Origin of the sequence: Pseudomonas sp. 008, assembly GCF_016861935.1 — a bacterium.
Taxonomy (GTDB): domain Bacteria; phylum Pseudomonadota; class Gammaproteobacteria; order Pseudomonadales; family Pseudomonadaceae; genus Aquipseudomonas.
Map to the genome: position 1 here is coordinate 227,512 of NZ_BOMA01000004.1, position 19,835 is coordinate 247,346.

At 62.6% G+C, this 19,835-nt stretch carries 14 protein-coding genes; 3 read left to right on the forward strand and 11 right to left on the reverse strand.

Translation table 11 applies throughout. The features are described 5' to 3' along the window. Window positions 1–23 precede the first annotated feature (23 nt). From JUI81_RS10480 to tagH, 11 genes are all read right to left on the reverse strand, one after another. On the reverse strand, window positions 24–1,751 hold the full coding sequence (locus JUI81_RS10480; protein WP_204124211.1) for an SUMF1/EgtB/PvdO family nonheme iron enzyme: 1,728 nt from the start codon (window positions 1,749–1,751) through the stop codon (window positions 24–26). Next, window positions 1,744–2,940, reverse strand: coding sequence for an ABC transporter permease (locus tag JUI81_RS10485; RefSeq protein ID WP_028939177.1), 1,197 nt, complete (start codon window positions 2,938–2,940; stop codon window positions 1,744–1,746). Before JUI81_RS10485 ends, JUI81_RS10480 begins: the two co-directional genes overlap by 8 nt. Then, entirely contained in the window at window positions 2,940–3,656 is a 717-nt protein-coding gene (locus JUI81_RS10490; RefSeq protein WP_019580425.1) for an ABC transporter ATP-binding protein, read from the reverse strand. Before JUI81_RS10490 ends, JUI81_RS10485 begins: the two co-directional genes overlap by 1 nt. Next, the gene (locus tag JUI81_RS10495) at window positions 3,656–6,688 is read right to left on the reverse strand and encodes a serine/threonine-protein kinase (RefSeq protein WP_204124212.1); all 3,033 of its coding nucleotides are present in this window, start codon (window positions 6,686–6,688) and stop codon (window positions 3,656–3,658) included. The genes JUI81_RS10490 and JUI81_RS10495 overlap by 1 nt, the downstream gene beginning before the upstream one ends. Further along, window positions 6,685–7,404 (reverse strand): PP2C family serine/threonine-protein phosphatase, encoded by a 720-nt coding sequence (locus JUI81_RS10500; protein ID WP_275406297.1) that lies wholly within the window; start codon window positions 7,402–7,404, stop codon window positions 6,685–6,687. Before JUI81_RS10500 ends, JUI81_RS10495 begins: the two co-directional genes overlap by 4 nt. Window positions 7,405–7,416: 12 nt before the next feature. Further along, window positions 7,417–8,067, reverse strand: a complete 651-nt coding sequence (gene tagF / locus JUI81_RS10505) for a type VI secretion system-associated protein TagF (protein ID WP_019580422.1) — start codon at window positions 8,065–8,067, stop codon at window positions 7,417–7,419. Next, entirely contained in the window at window positions 8,064–11,564 is a 3,501-nt protein-coding gene (tssM, locus tag JUI81_RS10510) for a type VI secretion system membrane subunit TssM (protein WP_204124214.1), read from the reverse strand. Before tssM ends, tagF begins: the two co-directional genes overlap by 4 nt. After that, window positions 11,561–12,859, reverse strand: a complete 1,299-nt coding sequence (locus tag JUI81_RS10515; RefSeq protein ID WP_019580420.1) for a DotU family type VI secretion system protein — start codon at window positions 12,857–12,859, stop codon at window positions 11,561–11,563. Before JUI81_RS10515 ends, tssM begins: the two co-directional genes overlap by 4 nt. Before the next feature lie 6 nt (window positions 12,860–12,865). Next, a complete protein-coding gene (gene tssK / locus JUI81_RS10520) occupies window positions 12,866–14,200 on the reverse strand; it encodes a type VI secretion system baseplate subunit TssK (protein ID WP_019580419.1) in 1,335 nt (444 codons plus the stop codon). A 15-nt stretch (window positions 14,201–14,215) separates the two neighbouring features. Further along, entirely contained in the window at window positions 14,216–14,722 is a 507-nt protein-coding gene (tssJ, locus tag JUI81_RS10525; RefSeq protein ID WP_019580418.1) for a type VI secretion system lipoprotein TssJ, read from the reverse strand. A 75-nt stretch (window positions 14,723–14,797) separates the two neighbouring features. After that, a complete protein-coding gene (gene tagH, locus JUI81_RS10530) occupies window positions 14,798–16,228 on the reverse strand; it encodes a type VI secretion system-associated FHA domain protein TagH (RefSeq protein WP_204124215.1) in 1,431 nt (476 codons plus the stop codon). Between the two features lie 404 nt (window positions 16,229–16,632). Between tagH and tssA the strand changes: the two genes are divergently transcribed. The 3 genes from tssA (at window position 16,633) to tssC (ending at window position 19,769) form a co-directional block, all read left to right on the forward strand. Further along, window positions 16,633–17,670: a type VI secretion system protein TssA gene (gene tssA / locus JUI81_RS10535; RefSeq protein ID WP_028939181.1), complete on the forward strand. Its 1,038-nt coding sequence runs from the start codon at window positions 16,633–16,635 to the stop codon at window positions 17,668–17,670. Window positions 17,671–17,750: 80 nt separating this feature from the next. Further along, window positions 17,751–18,260, forward strand: coding sequence for a type VI secretion system contractile sheath small subunit (gene tssB / locus JUI81_RS10540; RefSeq protein ID WP_007894500.1), 510 nt, complete (start codon window positions 17,751–17,753; stop codon window positions 18,258–18,260). 15 nt (window positions 18,261–18,275) lie between these two features. After that, window positions 18,276–19,769 carry a type VI secretion system contractile sheath large subunit gene (tssC, locus tag JUI81_RS10545; RefSeq protein WP_018927417.1) on the forward strand — a complete coding sequence of 498 codons (1,494 nt, stop codon included), beginning with the start codon at window positions 18,276–18,278 and terminating at the stop codon, window positions 19,767–19,769. The last annotated feature ends 66 nt before the right edge of the window (window positions 19,770–19,835 follow it).

Consider the following 19,835-nt stretch of genomic DNA (forward strand, 5'->3'; position numbering starts at 1 on the left):
CAAGCTCGCTGTACAACGAACGATCAAGACCGCTGAGCGTTCGATGCGAGCAATTCCTTCAATATCGCCGCCGGGTCGGCTCGTCGTTGCTGACGATAATCACCGACATGGCGAACGAATAACGTCGCGCGCGTCACCAGGCTCTTGCCCAGTACCGGCTTGCGCTCCAACTCTTCCTTGATGCGTTGAAACTGCGCCTGGATCACGGCATCGGTGTAGCGCGTGCCAGTCGCCAGGTTGTCGATGTAGATCGCCACCGCGCCGTCCAGCGCGCTGCGGCCGTTGTCGATGGCCATGGCGAACAGCTTGGCGCTGGCCTCGTCCTTGGCGTCCACGGCCTGCTGGCGACTCTTCTGCAAATTGGTCAGGCGAATGTTGTAGTTGTTGACGGTCTCGGCCACCAGGGCCGCCGACTGGATCAGGTTGCCGGCCGCTTCCTCGCGCTGTTGGGCGATGAGCGAGACGTTGCGCTTGAGCTCTTCGTTGACCAGCCCCAACTCGGCTTGCAAACGCGGATCGACGCTGGCGGCAATGATGCTGTCCAGGCGTTTGGTCGGGTCCTGGGCGTCATCGATGGCATCGGTCAGCGAAGCCAGACGACCTTCTTTCTGCCATTGGGCAAACAGTTCCTTGTAGCGCGAACGGGGCGCCGACAACGCGCCAACCGCGACCCGGAAGCCGGTGGTTTCGTTGTTTTGCTCGGTGCCGTCGGCGGCGAACAGCGAGTACTCGCGGCGCATCCCGGTGAACAAGGTGCCCTCGCCTTCCAGGTAATTGCCACCCTTGACCACGAAGCCACCGTAGGTGCCCTGGCGGCGTCCGGCGTGCACCAGCTGGAAGGACTCCTGGACCATTTCGGCGGCGTTGCCGATCACGTCGAACAAGCCAATGGGGTTTGGCAGTTTGGTACCGATCGGCATCAACCGCGCGGCCTGACCGGTGCCGCCGGCGACCTGATTGAAGACCGCCCAATCGGCCAGCGGTCCGTCGCTTTCGCTGCCGTCCAGGCGCCGGGGAAACAGGCGCCCTTCCAGATCCTGACGGCTGACGGCCTGCCCGCCACGGGCTGCGAATTCCCATTCGACTTCGGTTGGCAAGCGCACAAAACCCAGCCCGCCCTCCTCTGCCGAGGTGCCGCGACCGCTCACCGGCAGCAGATCCTTGTGGTATTTCATCAGCCAGGCGCTGTACACCGCCGAGAAGCGTTCAGCCTCGAATCGCGACAGCTTCACCTTGGGTAAACGCCCGGCCATGCCTTGCGGAATTTCGGCCTGCAACGCCTCGCAGGCCGGCGCCGGCTCGCCGCTGGCCAACGATTGCGCCTGGGCCATGACCTGCGCGTATTGGCGGGCGGTGACTTCGTATTTGCCGATGAAATAGAGCATCGGTTTGAGCGGGGTGTTGGCGTCGGTCTTGGGCATCAACGGGGTGATGCTCTTGCTCCAGTCCTTGGGCAGATCCTTGAGGGTGAACTGGCCATTGATGAAGTCCCGGCGATAACCGGAAATGAACGACTGCTGATAGCCGGCCTCACCTTCGCTGAACGGGTAACCGAGGCTGATCTCACGGTCGTCCAGACTGCCTTGGGCCAGGATGTAGACGTAACGGAACACCATCTGCCCTTCGCACGGCAGCGGCAGGCTGACGTCATCGGGCAACGGCTTGGGGTTGTCCAGCTTGTCGGTGCCTTCATCAGCCCAGACCATGCCGGCCAGGCTCAGCGCCACGGCGGCGCCCAGTAACTTATACATCTCGGATTCCTTCACACGCCTGGATACGCGCCACTCGCCAGCCACCACAGAGCGCCGCCACGGCACTGACGCCGAGCACTGCCGCCAGGGCCAACGCGTAGTGACGCGCCAGCAGATGGCTGGCGTACTCGCCCGGCATCTGCGCAAATAAATGGTTCAGGCCCGATTGCGCCAGGCCATACAGCCCGGCACTCAACAGGGCGGCAAGACCGGCGCTGTACAGCGCCTGCACCACCACAAACAACAGCAACGCTGCCGTGGAAAACCCCAGCAAGCGCAGCACCGATAACGCTCGACGCTTGCGCTCGACCGCCGCCAGCGCCCCGGCAAAAATCGCCGCGAACGCTCCCGCCACGGCCAATCCGGCGATGATCCAGAACACGATCGACAGGTTGCGGCTCAGCGATTGCACTTGGGCGATGGCCTGGGCCTGGGTCGAGACCAGCAGGTTCTGCGCAGCGAAGTACTGACGCAGCGGTTCGACATCCTTGAGGCTGCGGGCGTACAGGCGAAACGCCGGATATACCCGCTGCTCCGTCGCGCCCACCGCATCACCTGGCCAACCGAACGCTGGCACGGCGCGGCCGTCCCGGTAATCTTCAGCCGCTTCCAGTAACGTCAACGGCGCGAACAATCCGTCCCGGGCGAAGGCTTCCAGCGGCAGAACCTGCAGCACCTGAACGCGAGTGTGCTGCGCCTCACCACGACCAGCCACCTGCCGGCCAAAACCGGCCTGTAACCAATCACCGGCCTTGGCCCCGAGCTTTTCGGCGGCGGTCTGGCTGAGCAGCACCTGATCCAGCCCTTGGGGCGCCGGCAGACTGCCGAGCAACGGATCGTTGGCGGTGGTGGGGATCATTTCCACAGTCACCGTCGAAGCGCCTGCGGTCAGATCCGCTGTCGCGGCAATCTGCCGGGTGCGCGGCAAGGCGAACGACACATCGCTGCGCTGGCTCAACTGCTCGATAAACGCGGCACTGAACCGGCCGCCACCCAAGGGGATGATCTCCCGGGTTGCCGGGTCGTTTTCCAGGCGCTCGGTCAAACTGCTGACCAGGCCGAATTTCAAACCGAACAGCACCAGCAGCGGCGCGATCACCGCCACCAGCGCCAATACCGAGCAGGCCGACAGCCAGGCATCGTTGCGGTAATCCTGCCAGGCCAGGGAAGCCACCAGCGCGCCGCGCATCAGCAGGCCTCCCCAAGGGTGGCGGTGACACCGCCATCGACGTCGCGATGACAACTGATGCGTCGCACCTGCAAACCGCTGGCGCGGGCCAGTGACTCGTCGTGGGTGGCAACGACGCAGCACACCCTGTGTTCACGAGCCTGGGTCACCAGTAACTGCATCACGCGTTCCGCGTTCAGCGGATCGAGGGCAGCGGTCGGTTCATCGGCCAACAGCAGGCGCGGCCCATGGGCCAGGGCGCGGGCACAACTCACCCGTTGCCGTTGGCCGACGGACAAGTCGCACGGTCTTTTGCCCAGTTGATCGGTGATATCCAACGCCCCGGCCAGGCGATCGACGCTGCCGTCGTCTTTCAAGCCGAGCAGTTGGCGCGACAGGTCGATGTTGCCGCGCACGTCCAGAAAATCCAGCAGGCCACCGGTTTGCAGCACGTAGCCCAAGTGCCGGCTGCGCAGGTTCGCCAAGGCACTTTGCGCATCTGCGCGCCACAGCCCGGCAATGTCCGTCGTGGTTTGACCGGACGCAAAATCAAACTGCCCGGCCCGATCCGGCGCCAGCACCAGCGCCAGCAAATCGAGCAACGTGCTTTTGCCGCAGCCACTGGGACCGACCACCGCCAGTTGCTCACCGGCACGCAGTTGCAGCCGTGGAATCACCAGGCTGTAGCGCTGGCTGCCGGCGCCCCGGCTTTTGTGCACTGCGTTCATGTTCAGCATCACGGCAGCGTCGACAATGGAACGCGGTATAAGGCATCACCCGGTTCGGCATCGCCGAAACGCACCCAGTTGGCCAGGTCGTTGTGGAAGGTTTCGTAGAGGCGGATTTTCGAGTCCAGCTCGTCGATAAAGTCCTCCTGCTCGGCCACGCTCAGGGAAAGCCACAAATCCTGGGTCATGTTCAGCGACTTGCTGCGATAAGGCAGTCCTTCCAGGTACTCCCCCAAAACTCCGCCATCGGCCAGATTGCCGCCCTTGCGCAAGGCCGAGGGATCACGGCTCATGTAGGCACTGGCACTGGCGATTTCCTGGAAGAAATTCTTCGGTGAGGTCTGGGTCTTGCGGGCGGCGTCGACGATCAGTTTCAGCGATTGCTGCAAGTCGTTGAGCTGCAGTTTGGTCAGCATCACGCACACTTGGAACGCCGGCAGGGCCGGGTTGGTCAGGTCGCGGTCGGCGGTCCAGGCGCTGACCAGTTGCGGCGCCTGGCTGGCGGCTTTTCGCCCCAGGAAGTCCATGTGCATCGCGTAGCCGATGGCCGCCGATTTGTCGGCCAGGCTCGGCGCAGCGCTCAGCAGCGGCACGGTTTGCGACTTGTTGCTGCGCACCTGATGCACCAGGTCGGCAAACACCGAACCTATCTCGTCCACCCGTTCACCGAACTTGCGCACATCGGCGCCCGGCACCGGGATGTACAGATCGCCGATCTGCGGGTTGGCGTCGGCGGTCAGGGTGCGATACTGACTTTGCGCACCGCCATGGGTTTTCTTGCCGGCATCGCTAAGCAGGTGCAAGGCGTAGATTTTGATCTGTTTGCCCAATGCGGCCTGACGCACTTCGGCCTCGTTCATTTGTGTGGCGGCATACGGGTCGTTCTTGCGCAACGCACCGGCATCGGTGACCAACAGAATCAAGCGTCCGCCATAACCGGACCAGTCCATGCCCTCGACCGCTTCCATCACGCCGGCAAAGGCATCTTCATTGAACGAATGGCTCGAAACCGTGGACGCCTTGACCTGCCGCGCCAAGTCCATGAAGCGCTGTGGGTCGCGGCCCTGGTCCAGGGTGATCAAGGTTTTGGCGACGTATTCCAGGCCCGGGGTTTTCTGGATGCTGTTTCGAAACCCCACCAGGCCAAAGCTGACACTGTCCAGCTCGCCCCGCTCGGCGATGCGGGTTTGCAGTTGGTGCACCACGTCGCGGACCTGATCGATGTAGGGCTGCATGGACACCGTGGTGTCGACGACCAACACCACAGCGGTGCGAAATGCATCGGCATTGGCGGCGCTGATCGGAGTGTTGCCGACAGTGGCCTTCGGTGCATTGCCGGGGTCGATGGACGCCACGTTCAGCAACTGCACCGGCTGGCCGTTTTCATCGAAGCTCTCGCGCGAATCAAAAATCGGCAACAGATAAAACTGGTTCTGCGGCACCGCGCTGGCGGCCGGTTCCAGGGCCAGCACCTGCTGATTGTCTTCACGGTTCTGCTGGGCCTTGAGCAACAGGTTTTTTGCAGCCGACGGATCGGCCAGCAGCCGCTCCACTTCGCCGGGCTGACGCAGGAACATCACCGGCGCACGACCGGAGCGTTCGGTGAACTTGAGCACCAGGCTTTGCTTCCAGTCGCTGACTTGTTCGGCTGGCAACCAGCCGTCACTGCGCCCGTCGGTGGCGGCGCCGACGCGTAGCCACGGGCTGCCGGCCACCTCTTGGCGCTGATAGACGTACAGCACGGAAAACGCCGGCAAGGCCTTATCAGGTGCTGCCCCCGGTTCACTGGCGAGTTTCGCTCCCGGCTTGCTGAGCACCCGCTGGAACAAGGTTTTTTTGCCGGCCATCAGCAGCGGGCGCTGACCGTTATCGACTTCTGTCGCCACAGGGGGGTTCACCGGTGGCGCCACGGCTGGCGGCGGTGTTTTGACTGGAGGCACTGAAGCCACTGGCGCCTTGGCGTCCGCTTCGACGTCACCGGACAGCCACCAATAACCCGCGCCGCCCAAGGCCAGCACCACGGCTACCGCAACAGCGGCAAGCGCGAACACCGGTCCCTTGCGCTGCTCAGAGGCCGGGGATTGCGGCGTCGACTTCGCCGTCGGCGCAACAGGCTTGGCTTGGGGTTGTGGCTGTGCAGGGCTCGTCGGAATGTCGATAGACACCGGCGTCAGTCCCGCCAGGTCATTGTTCATTGGAAGGGGCAACGGCCGGATCGTAGTCGCCTCAACCGATTCACGCGGCAGATTATCCAGCGCCTGCAACAGCGCTTTTGCATCCGGGAAACGCTCGGCCGGATCCTTGGCCAACAGCTTGCGCAGCACCTCTTGATAACGGCCGTGGTGCACCGGCAGCTCCGGCAGCGGTTCGGTCAAATGCGCCAGGGCCGTAGAGAGCGCGTCGTTGCCGGTGTACGGCAGTTTGCCGACGAGGATTTCATAAAGCACCACGCCCAGGGCATAAAGATCGGCCCGGCCGTCAATGTCCTGGCCGCGCGCCTGTTCCGGGCTCATGTAGCTGGGCGTGCCGACGGCGAAACCCGCTTGAGTGAACTGGGTGCGGTCGTCCAGCGACTTGGCGATGCCGAAGTCCGAGAGCACCGCTGTGCCATCGGCGCGGAACAGAATGTTCGCCGGTTTGACGTCGCGATGAACCAGCCCCAGCCCGTGGGCATAGCCCAGCGCCGAGGCGATCTGGCGGATGTAGATCAGGCCCTGCTCCGGCGTCAGGCCGGCGGCGATGCGCTCCTTGAGCGTGCCATTGGGCAGGTATTCCATGGCCATGTAATACAGCTCACCGACATTGCCGATGTCATGGATGGTGACCGTATGCGGGTGAGACAGGCGCGCCAGGGTTTTGCCTTCGCGCAGGAAGCGCTCGCAGAAACTCGGATCGGCTGCCAGCGCGGCGGCCATGACCTTCAACGCCACCTTGCGCTCCAGCGAGCGTTGGGTCGCCAGGTAAACGCTGGCCATGGCGCCCTCACCGATCTCACCGTCGATGTCGTAGCCCGGGATCAGAATGTTCGCGGTGAGGTTCATGAAGGCACCTTCACGACGACGACGGTGATGTTGTCCGGAGCACCGCGCATCAGGCCGAGGGACACCAGGCTGCTGGCGATTTCCCCTGGCTCGTCGTGGCCCAGCACCTCGCGGATCTCATGATCTTCAACGGTTTTGTTCAGCCCGTCGCTGCACAACAGGTAACTGTCGCCGGGTTTCAACAGCAACTCGACCATCGCCAGCTCCAGCTGTGCCTGGACCCCGATGGCGCGGGTGACAATATTGGACCGCGGGTGCACCCGGGCTTCGGCTTCACTGAGCAGGCCGCTGTCCTGCAGGTCCTGGACGTAACTGTGGTCCCGCGAGATCCGTTTGAGCCGGCCGTCACGCAGGCGATACAAGCGGCTGTCACCCGCCCACAAACACACCCCACGCAAGTCACGCGCCGCCATCACCACCACCGTGCTGCCCATCATGGTCACGCCGCGGTTGGCGGTTTCTTCACGCACGGCGGCGTTGACCCGCAGCAGGTCGGTTTTCAACGCCGCGACGTATTCATCCAGCGAACGGCCCACAGCAATGCTACGCAGACTGTCGACAATCAGACTGCTGACGTAGTCGCCCGCCGCGTGCCCGCCCATGCCATCGGCGACCACCCACAGGCCTTTTTGCGGCAGGTCCAGGCAAGCGTCTTCGTTAACCTGGCGGACCATGCCGACATGGCTTTTGCTTGCAGACTTCAGGGTCCTTCCCACGTTTGAACACATCTACACAAAACCTTCTTGGCCGAGCAAAAATTGCGCAAAATCAGCGGCGGCCGGCAGGCCCTGGCACCGCAATAAACCGGGGGCGATACGCTCCGAACCCTGGCCCCACCACACACTGGCCCCTTCGCAGGCCTGTTCGGCGAGGGCGATCATTCGCGCCTGCGGATCGGTGACATCAAAGCGGTGCAGGCCGGCAATACGGCTGCTCGGGGTGCGCGGCAGGCAGGTCGGACTGCCCAGTGTCTCCAGCGCTGCACCGAAGGCTTCGAAGCTCGCCTCCACGCTCAACGTGCTCAACAGCAATTGCTCGACCTGTTCAAACCAGGCGTCCGAACCGCTCACCACCGACGCCGGGTCGGCATCGTGATCCAGCAGCACCGCGACGGTCAGCGGAAAATACCGGCCAACCCGATCAATGCTCGGCATCACCACCCCCACGGCGGCCTGCGGCCCACACACACCGGGCGCGACCATAAAGCGCCACAGCGGACTGACCAGATAGGCATTCAGCCAACGGTCGCCAAGGCTCTGGCTGGCGAGCAACCCCGCCGCCAGCCACGAATCCCAAGGGCCGATAAAACTCTGCGGCAAGCCACGGCTGACAAAGTCCCCGCGACTGGCCAACTTTCCATAGAAGCCCGGCGTGCTCATAAGCGCTCCGGCAGGCTGAAACCGCTGAGCACACGGCTCTTGAACGGGTTGAAGGCGCTGTTGGCCCGCAGCTCATAAGAGGCGCTGGCGCCGTCGACCCGCAGCCGCAGGTTGAAGCGGTCCGGCGAGTTGCCGGCGGTGAGATCCGATTGCTCGAGCAGGCGGAACCAGGCCCAGGGCCCGTCCAGAGTGATGCCGGACCGACCGCTGGCCGTGGGCGGCATGATCGAGATCCGCACCACGCCGATGCTGCCGGGGTTGGGCCATTGCATGGCGGTCGGACGGCTCGGGCCGTGGTCGTAGCTCAATTGCTGGCCGTCGAGGTCGAGCAAAAACTGAGTGATGGTGGAATCCATGGCCACGGGCTTGAGTTCGAAGCGCACCATCGGTTGGGTACCGCCGGAACGGAAAAACGCATCCCGGATGGTCGCTGCCCGCTGGAAGGTTTGCAGCACGCCCGGGGCGATGCCGAGCTTCTGCGCGGCGCCCGGTTGCCAGCGCCAGGCCTGGGTCGAGGTATCCACGTAGGGCTGCAGGTATTTGCGGAAGTAGTTGTCCATCACCCCGCCCACACCGAAGAACTGACCGAAGTCGTCGAGGGTCGCGTCCCGTGCACTGCCTGGCGACATCGGATAACGCCCGGCCAGGGACTGGCGATAGATGTTCACCACTTCGCTGGTCCAGGCCGCGTTCAGTTGATTGCGTACTCCACCCATCATGCTGTTGGTGGTGGAGTTGACCACCGACTTGACCAGGCCCTGCACCAACGCCGGTTGACGCTCGGCGTTGAGGCTGACCCGCGTCGCCGCCGCTGCGGCCTGGTTCTTGGCTTCGCCAAGCAAGGCGTCGCCGCTGGCACCGACCATGGCGCTGACCTGCACATACAGGGCGTTCATGTCGGCCAGCAGGCCGTCGATGGCTGCCGGCTCGACTTCGTTCTTGCTGACGATGCGGTTGAGTTCGGCAAAATGCGTGGTGACTGGATCGTCACTGGCCTCAGGTGCGTTTTGCATCGCCTGCTCCTGGCCGAGCAAGGTGCCCAGGCGCTCTTTGAGCTTGTCGACCCCACCCTCCACCGGCGCCCCCTTGGCCGCCAGCAGGCGTTCTTCCTGTTGCAGGTCGGTTTCCTTCGCCACCGCCACCAGCAATTTTTTCAACGGCGAAGTCGGCCCGGAAATCACCCGCAGCACATCGGCGGCCTGGGCCACGCTGGTGATCGGCACGAAGTCGATATCAGCCAACAAGGCGTCCCACTGGCGCTGGTAATCCTGGAAATACAGGCGACGCACATCGGCGGCCAGGCTGGCGACGTTCTGTTGTTCTGCCTGATCGCGACCGAGCACCCACTGCTCCTCGGCCAAGGTGCCGGTCTGGTTCAGGCTGGTGAGCAAAAACCCTTGGCGGTAACCCTTGGCCGTGAAGAAGCCACTCAAGGGATCGCCCAGCGGCTTGCCGCTCTTGCGGCTGAACACCAGCGCAGCATCGCGCCCGGCCGCTTCGTTGAGACGAAAGTCCGGGATACCGTCCGGCAGTTTCTGCCGCTTGATCCGGTCATAGACACGCTGGGCCACCGGCAGCTGTTGCAATTGCCGGCGCAAGTCATCGATCAGGCGCGGGTCGAGACGCGCGGTGGGCGGATGGCGCTCGAACAGCGCCTGCAAATGCTCCCCGAGGGCTACGCGCTGCTCGGCCGGCAAGTCGCGGGGCAGGCTGCGGTCCCAGTCCAGGGCGATCCACGCCTTGATGAAATCAGCATCGTAATGCTCGCTGTCGGCGAGCATCAGGTAGGCCTTCAAGCCTTCGTAAAGGAAGTCCGAATTGCCGCCGCCGTGCAGTTGCTCCTCGATACGCGTGAGCAAGCGTGGCGCGAAGACCGCGATCAATAGCTTGCGATAGACGCTGCCGGACTCGGCTTCAAGCATGTCGCCCTGATACAGACCCAGGCCTTCGGCCCAGTTCGGCGCGTCATCGGCCAAGTGCTTCACTGCGTTGAGCAAGGGCAACACGGCGAGCACGTCCCGCTGTGCCGGGCTGAGGTTCTGCACGGCCTGGCCCAGGGGCACGACTTTCTGATCGACTTGCGCGATATACGCCTGATTGGCGCGGTAGCTGACCCACCACAAGGTCCCGACCACCAACACCAAGGCTACGGTCGAGGCCAGCACGCCCTGGGCGATCCACTTGCGTCGACGTTCGACTTTCGGATTGACACCCACCAGCCCACGCTCGGCAAAGGCCACGGCGCTGAAGAGCTTTTCGATGAAGTAACTGCGCCCGGTGCCGTTCTGGCGCACCAGGTGCTGGCGGTCCAGGTTCATGCTCTGGGCCATGGAGCCGATCAGCCGGTCAATCGGGCTGCCTTCCTGGGTGCCGCTGGTGAAATACACCCCGCGCAACAGCGCCCGCTCTTCAAAGGCGTTGGGTTTGAACACGCCCTCAAGGAAGCTTTGCAGGCAATCCTTCAACGCGCCGAACTGCTGTGGAAAACCGTAGATCAGATCGCGTCGCGCCGGGTCGCGTTCCTGCTGCAAGCGCTCCACCAGCCGATCGTTCAGGCGTTGCTCCAGACCGGCGAATTCGCTTTGCAGATGGGCCAGCGGGCTGTCATTGCTTTTGCCATCATCCAGAGCGAAGGTCATGCCCCAGACCTGGGCTCGCTCTTCCTTGCTCAGGGAGTCGAAATACTCCATGAACCCAGGCACCAGATCGAGCTTGGTCAGCATCAGGTAGATCGGGAAGCGCACGCCCAGTTGGGTGTACAGCTCCTGAATGCGCAGGCGTATCGCAGCGGCATGGGCGGCGCGTTCGGCATCGCTGCCCAGCAACAGGTCGGAGAGGCTGATGGCGATAAATGCACCGTCGATCGGGCGACGGGCCCGCTGTTTTTTCAACAGACCCAGAAAGCCCAGCCATGCGGCCTTGTCGACCGTCGCGTCGCTGTCCTGAGTGGTGTAGCGGCCTGCGGTGTCGAGCAGCACAGCCTGGTCGGTAAACCACCAATCACAATTGCGCGTACCGCCGACGCCGCGCACCGCACCGGCGCCCAACTGCGCGGCCAACGGAAAATGCAGACCGGAGTTGACCAGCGCCGTGGTCTTGCCCGAACCCGGCGGGCCGATGATCACGTACCACGGCAATTCGTAGAGATTGCGTCGTTCGTCGCCGCCCAGCTTGGCTTTCTTCAACAGCGTCAGGGCTTCGTCCATGCGCTGGCGCAGGGTTTCGAGCTCTTCGGCCGTAGCGATGCTGGTCGGGTCCGGCGGGGTTTGCGCCGCCAGGCTGCGCATGACTTCGGCGGCCTGACGGCGGGCCTGGATGATGCGAAACACTCGATAGGCGATCCACACTGCGAACAGCAGAATGATCAACACCCAGCGCCGGCCTTCGGGCACCAGGAGTTCAAGCAGCGGCCCGACAAACCAGATGATCAGGCTCAGGGCGATCAGCCCCAGCAACGGAATGACCCAGCGAGTCATAAAACTGAAAAACGCCTTCACTCGACCCCCTCCGCCAACACTGTGATTTCGACCCGACGATTGCGTGCGCGGCCCTCGGTCGTAGCGTTCGAGGCCAGCGGCTCGGTGTCGCTGCGGCCTTCGGCGCTGAAGCGCTCGGGCTGGCCGGTCTTGGCCGAAAGGATTTGCAGCACCGAAGTGGCCCGCGCCTCGGACAACGCCCAGTTCGATGGAAACCTCAAGGTGGCAATCGGGCGATTGTCACTGTGGCCGGTCACCCGGACCTGGCCCTTGACCTTGCGAATGGCATCGGCGATGCGCAGCATCAGCGGCTGGAAATTGTCGACGATACTGGCGCTGCCCGAGGCGAACAGCTCATCGCCACGGATGGTCACCACTGAACGGTCAACGGCATCTTCCACAGCCACCCGGCCGGCCTTGATTTCATCAGCGAGAAAACCGGCCAAGCGTGGCCGCTCGACCAGTTTCGGCTGCACCACCGGACGGTCGATGGCCTGCACCGGGATCTCGCCCAGCGCATGGATGTTTTTAAACACCGGCTCGGCATCGGCGGCCAGTTTCAAGCGCAGGCCGAACACCAGGGCCAGCAGCAACGCCACGCCGATGGCTACCGCGATCCATGGCGGCATGAATTGCGCCAGTCGATCGCGCGCCACGGTCACGCCGCGCCAATGGGGCGACAGTTCGCGCTCATATTCGCCACGGGCGCTGCGGATAACCGCACTGGTGCGCTCACGCAACGCCTCCAGTTGGCTGCGACCGTCATTCATGACCCGGTAACGCCCTTCGAAACCCAGGCACATGCACAGGTACAACAGCTCCAACAGATACAAACGTTCGCGGGGGCTTTGCAGACAATGTTCCAGGAGCTGGAACACTTTCTCGCCACCCCAGGCTTCGTTGTGCACAGTGATCAACAGGCTTTGCTTGCCCCAGTCACTGGCGCCGCCCCACGGCGTACTCAACACCGCCTCATCCAGGGCGGTGCACAAGGCGTAGCGGGCCAACAACACATCGTTGCGCACCACGCCGGCGGCCTCGGCGCGCTCCTCGAACTGGCGCAGGTAGGCCAGTAGTTGCGCCCGCAGACTCGCTGGTGCCGGGTGGGCAATGGTGTTGCGCAAACGGGTCAGCAAAGCCAGCAGCGGGCCCGCGGCGCTCTCCAGGGGGTTGAGACCTTCGGTTTTACCGGTCAACAGCGGCGCGGCCGGCATCGACAGTGGCGCGGGCTGGGCGCGGCCAGGGTCCGGGCGGGCCGGCTCGGCGCCACGGCCACCGGGGGTCGGCATGAACTGGGTACGATCGTCGTTGTTCATCGCGGTTTATCCTCGGATCGCCCAGAAAGCCAGGTTCAACCCCGGGAACTGACCCGCGATGTGGAACGCAAAACCGCCGGAGTTGGCCAGTTGTTGCCAATGCTCGCTGCCCCGGTCGAGTTCGTAATAGGTGGAGCCGGCGTGATAGGGAATCTGCCGTGGCGCCACCGGCAGCGGCAGCAGACCGATGCCCGGCAATTGCAGGTTGACCATGTCGCGAATGTGTTCCACCGAGCCGATTTTGCTCTGCAGGCCGAAGCGGCTGCGCAGGGTCTCGGCAGGTACATCGGCGCGCACCACCAGAATAAAACTGGCGTTGTCGAGCAGGGTCTTGTCAGCCAGCATGGCCACATGAATGCCATAGGCTTTTTCGACGATCGGAATCGGCGTGGCCTTGCTGTCGATCAGCATCGACAGCGCTTCACGCAGGGCTTGCATCACCGGGGCAAAACTCAGCGCGAGGTCATCATGCTGGTACTGCGGGAATTCCTGCGGTCGCCGCCCGGAAGCGGTAAAAGTCGAGAATTCCCCGGCCAGGCTCACCAACTCGCTGTAGAACCGCTCGGGATGCAACGGACTCAACCGGCTCAAGTGCTGGATCAGCGGTTGGGCACGGTTGACCAGTTGCAGCAGCATGAAGTCGGCAATCTCCGAGGCACCGCCAGCACCGGACGCCACCACCCGCCCGGCGAGCGCTTCGCCACGCTGATGAAGCAGGCCCAGTAGCTCGTTGCGGAACGCAGCCAAGGGCGTGGAGGCAACCACATCCAACAGCGGCGGGATGTAAGTGTCATCGAGCACCAAGGCGCGGTCGGCGCGTTTCTCCTTGATTCGCACCAGGCCGATGGCCGCGTAGTCGCTGATGCCATCCCGGGCTATCAATAATCGCAGCGCCCTCGACCCCACGGCCACCGGGGCCTGGTTTTCGAATGGCGCGTTATCGTCCCGCACTTCGCGCACCTGACTCACATAGCGCGCAGCGCCCAGGGCCTCGCCTTCGTCAACGGTGTCACGCGCACCGGCGCGCTTGAGCGGCAAGGCCAAATACACCAAACCATCGCGCAGGTTGTCATCGATATTCAGCGGGCTCGGCGCCAGGTCATCCTGGGGAATGTTGAATGGCGTGCCGTCTGGCAACAGGCCCCGCGCCGAGATGATCGCCAGTTTGCCCTGGGCCAGCAGGCCCTGGTCGATCAGCAACTCAGAAAACCCCCAGGCACCGGCCGACAATGGGCGACTCCGGGCGTCGATGAGGTTCTCCAGGTAACGGTCATGCTGCTGGAAGTGCTGCGTTCCAATGAACATGCCTTCCGACCAGACCACGCGATTGTTCCAGGACATGGGGGCTCCGATTGTTTATTGGGCAGGGCTGGATGGGGGAACCGCGACGGCGCTGCGCACGGCTCGCACGTCGAGGCTGATCTGGTATTCGGTGTATTGGCGCGGCGGGACGTTCATCACCGTGCGCCACAGCGACTGATCCAGCTCGCGATACCCCACCAGCACGCCGATATGGCGGGTGGCCGGATCGAGGTCACGCTGCAGACTCAACTGCTGGCCAGGCTGGATCAGCACTTCGTCCTGGTCGATCAGATCCGCACCGAGCGTCGCCTGGGCTCGTTCGGCCAGTGCGAAATAATCGGAACGACCGAAGGTGGCGGCATTTTTCAATTCGAAAATGCGCACCCGGACCGGGGCCGGCTGGCCAGTGGCTCCGGGGTTGAGCCCGGCGATGGCGTGAAAGTGCAACTCGACGGCGGCCGTGTCGGCCTCAGCCTCTTCGGGCTGGGGTTTGGTGGCATCCTTGGCACACGCGGTCAGCAGAAGCGCGGTGGCGACTGCGAGTAAAAACCTGTGAATCATCCTGCGTCCTCAATGACGTTTCAGCTATCCGTTGTTCCGTTCTTTGCTATGAATCGCGTTATGTGACGGCGACGCTCAGTGGCGACGTTGTCTTGCACTGTGTTCTTCGTAGGCACGGCTGAATTCCCGACCGAACAGGTCCTGGAAATCCTCCTGGGCCTCACGGGAAATATTGCTGTAGAGCTCGGTGAACTGCTGCCAGTACTGGGCCTGTCGTGAACCATTGAAAATGCTCGACAGGCCACCGGGCTTGCCCATGCGCTCTTCCAGTTGTGCCGGTTCGAAACGCGCCAACAGGTGCTTGATCGCAGCTTCCACACCGGCCATCACCGCCAACTGGTGGGCACGCAAGTCATCGAAGCTGTCGCGCACCGCCAGGTCCGGCGCCATGAACGCTTGATTGGTGTGGCGCAACAGCAGCAGCAAGGCCTCATCGACGTTGGGAGCGAATTTCAGCGGGTTGTTTTCCACCGGCTGAATCATCGTCTGCTGAATGCGAAACTCGCCCTTGAGGCTGCTGCGGGCGCGCAAGACATCGATCAGGCCTTCGACCATCAATCGATAACTGCGGCCGATGTTTTCCATCTGCGCTTCGGCCTGGGCCTTTTCCAGGCGCACTTGATCCAGCCCGGCGCCGCGTAGAAAGGCTCGTAACAGGTCGGGTTGCGAATGGTCGACCGGGCCGGGCGGATTGACCGGATGCTCGACGATGGCCACGGGTGGTTCGTGCGGTAGTGACGGCTCGATCGGTACGCTGACTTGAGGCGCCGGCTGCGCAACCTCTGCAACAGGCAAGGGGGCGACAGGCAGGGGTGCAACCGCCACTGGCGCGGGCTTGTCGCTGAACAGGTCCCAATCTTCCGGAATCACCGGGGCTGGGGCTGGGGCCGACGCCAGCGGCACAGGCTCGGCCATGGGCGTCGGGTTGGGGATCGGGGTCGGTGGGCGGAAGTCGTGCTGCTCAGCCGGGACATGGTCGGACTGGGTGGCCGGCGGGACGGTGGTAGGTGCCAGAAAGTCGAACAAGTCCGGCAACGTGTCCATGGCCGACACACCCTGGAAATGTGCAGGTGGTGTCATGGGCGACGATGTCGGCGTAGCCACGCCGGCGCCCTGACGCCCCATCAGAGCCTCGAAGCTGTTGGACGAATCGGCAAAAGGGTTGCTGTCAGTCACCGGCAGATTGAAATCGATGCGCGCCTGGATTTCATAATCACCTATGCGGATAACTTCCCCATCTTGCAACGGCTCGCTGTTTCCTTTGCGCAGACGAATGCCGGCCTTAACCAATTCCACACCATTAGTGCTGTTATCGGTTAAATAATACCGGCCATCTTTATATTGAATAACGCAATGCTTTCCGGAAACCAAGCGCTCTGGATCGGGCAATACCCAGTCATTATCAGAATTGCGGCCAATTGCCATCACTCCCTGATCCATGGATTTTTCAGAGCATTGACCAGGGGTAATCTTGTGATAACTAGTGATAGTCAAACACAGCGGCATCTTGCCTCCTTGCTGCACACTTTGCGCGCCGGCGAATGAGGGGATCAATCCCCGCGGAACTCGCCGACAAACCTTGCAAACAACCTCAAAAACAGCTTTTTACCAGCATATTTGCTGATCTTAACCGGTTTACGTGACAAAAAACCTGCATCAGTACCTTTCCTGACCTACCGGTCGCAAGGGTTGTTAAGCACCTCACATCTGTCACACAGGAGAAATAGCTTACCTTGACAAGCCATAAGTACTACACCAAAAATGAACAACTTTCTTGAATACAGTGATGGCACTTTAAGATCATAGAGGATCCAAAGGGCCATTACGCACAAGGAAACATGCGAAGTTCCACTTGGAGCTTACGTGTGAACTGCCCGATTCTGTCGCGGGCGATAGGGAGATCAATTTCAGTGGAAGTGCCTTTGCTGCTCGCCGCCGTTTCTGCGACTTCGCCTTGTGGCGAAGATCTGGAATACGACGCGGACTTTTTGCGCCTGGAACGCGATTCCCAAGGCCAGCCCGAGCGCAGCATGGGCGATTCGATATTGCCTGCCGAACCGCCTGAATGGCGCAGCATCCAGCAGCAAAGCCTGGACTTGTTGCAACGCAGCAAAGACCTGCGTATCACCCATTTCCTTTTGCAAAGCTCCCTTGCCCTGGAAGGTGTCACCGGCCTGGCCCGCGTCCTGACGCTGATCAGTGAATTGCTCAAGCAATACTGGGCCGACCTGCATCCACGCCTGGATGCCGAAGACGACAACGATCCCACCGTGCGCATCAATGCCCTCGCCGGCCTGGCGTCCGATGCCACCATTCGCCTGCTGCGCGAAAGTATCCTGGCCCGTTCGCGAACCTTTGGCGCTGTCAGCCTGCGCGCCGCCGCCAACGCCAGCGGCCTGCAAAGCTTCCCTGACGAAAACCTCGGCGCCGAACAACTCGCCGGAGCGTTCCTCGACAGCGATCCCGAACAGTTGGACATCATCCGCAAAGCCTTGCACGAGGCCCGTAGCGCCGCCGAGACCATCGAGCAACACGTCAGCGAACAAGTCGGCTCCGCCCAGGGCGTTGACCTTGGCCCGTTGAAGCAACCGCTCAAAATGGCCTTGCAGATTCTCGGCCAGTTCGCCCCGCAGAGCGGCGACAGCCCCCTGCCCGATGCCATCAGCGACGACAGTGCCGCGCCGGTTGAATACCCCACCGCACCAAGCGCGCCGCGCAACGCCAGCACCAGCACCAGCACCGGCGAAATCAACAACCGTGACGACGTGCTGCGCAGCCTGGACCGGATTCTTGCGTATTACACCCGTCACGAGCCCTCCAGCCCCCTGCCGGTGCTGTTGAACCGGGCAAAGAATCTGGTGCACGCCGACTTCGCGGCGATCGTGCGCAACCTGATTCCCGACGGCATCAGCCAATTTGAAAACCTGCGCGGACCAGACAGCGAATAAAAGCGTACGGATCACGCAGTCACGTCACCGGCACCGCCGATGACGCCAACACCGTCGCTTGAGCGACCAGGAGCAGCAACGTGGCGAAGCAAAGTTCTCAGAAATTCATCGCGCGCAACCGTGCGCCTCGAGTGCAGATCGAGTACGACGTCGAGCTTTACGGCGCCGAGAAAAAGGTTCAGTTGCCCTTCGTGATGGGGGTTATGGCTGACCTCGCCGGCAAGCCCGCCGAGCCTCTGGCACCTGTGGCCGATCGCAAGTTCCTTGAAGTGGATGTGGACAACTTCGACTCCCGCCTCAAGGCCATGCAGCCACGCGTTGCGTTCCACGTGCCCAACGAGCTGACCGGCGAAGGCAACCTGAGCCTGGACATCACCTTTGAAAGCATGGACGACTTCAGCCCGGCCGCCGTGGCGCGCAAGGTCGACTCGCTGAACAAGCTGCTCGAAGCGCGCACTCAATTGGCCAACCTGCTGACCTACATGGACGGCAAGACCGGTGCCGAAGAAATCATCATGAAGGCCATCAAGGATCCGGCGCTGCTCCAGGCACTTGCCAGTGCGCCCAAGCCCGCCGAGCCTCAGGCTTAATCAGGACGAATGATCATGACCGATCCAGTACGCGCAAGCGCCCAGACACTGGGCACCACCGAAGAAGCCAGCGAGTTCGCCTCCCTGCTGCTGCAAGAATTCAAACCCAAGACCGAACGCGCCCGCGAAGCCGTCGAGACCGCCGTGCGCACCCTGGCCGAACAGGCCCTGGCGCAGACCGACCTGGTGTCCAACGACGCCATCAAGTCGATCGAGTCGATCATCGCCGCCATCGACGCCAAGCTCACCGCCCAGGTCAACCAGGTCATCCATCACCCGGAGTTCCAGCAACTGGAAAGCGCCTGGCGTGGCTTGCACTACCTGGTCAACAACACCGAGAGCGACGAGCAGCTCAAGATCCGCGTGCTCAACATCTCCAAGACCGACCTGCACAAGACCCTGAAGAAATTCAAGGGCACCGCGTGGGACCAGAGCCCGATCTTCAAAAAGATGTACGAAGAAGAATACGGCCAGTTCGGCGGCGAACCTTACGGCTGCCTGGTGGGCGATTACTACTTCGACCAGTCGCCGCCGGATGTCGAATTGCTGGGCGAACTGTCGAAAGTCTGCGCCGCCATGCACGCGCCATTCATTGCCGCCGCATCGCCGACCGTGATGGGCATGGGCTCGTGGCAGGAACTGTCGAACCCGCGCGATCTGACCAAAATCTTCACCACCCCGGAATATGCCGGCTGGCGCTCGCTGCGTGAATCGGAAGACTCGCGTTACATCGGCCTGACCATGCCGCGCTTCCTGGCACGCCTGCCGTACGGTGCCAAGACCGACCCGGTGGAAGCCTTCGCCTTCGAAGAAAACACCGACGGCGCCGACAGCTCCAAGTACACCTGGGCCAACGCCGCTTACGCGATGGCGGTGAACATCAACCGCTCGTTCAAACACTTTGGCTGGTGCTCGCGCATTCGTGGCGTGGAGTCTGGTGGTGAAGTGGAGAACCTGCCGGCGCACACCTTCCCGACTGACGACGGTGGCGTGGACATGAAGTGCCCGACGGAAATCGCCATTTCGGACCGCCGTGAAGCGGAACTGGCGAAGAACGGTTTCATGCCGCTGCTGCACAAGAAAAACACCGACTTCGCCGCGTTCATCGGCGCCCAGTCGCTGCAAAAGCCGGCCGAGTACGACGACCCGGATGCTACCGCCAACGCCAACCTGGCCGCGCGCCTGCCCTACCTGTTCGCCACCTGCCGTTTCGCCCATTACTTGAAGTGCATCGTGCGCGACAAGATCGGCTCCTTCAAAGAGAAGGACGAAATGCAGCGCTGGTTGCAGGACTGGATCCTCAACTACGTCGACGGTGACCCAGCGCACTCCACCGAAACCACCAAGGCCCAGCACCCATTGGCGGCGGCCGAAGTGATTGTCGAAGAGGTGGAAGGCAACCCGGGGTATTACAACTCTCGGTTCTACCTGCGCCCGCACTATCAGCTCGAAGGTCTGACGGTGTCGCTGCGCCTGGTATCCAAGCTGCCTTCGGCTAAAGGCGCGTAACACCGCCCTTGATGTGATCGCTCCCACGCTCAGCGTGGGAACGATCAGAAAAACACAACGTGGTAG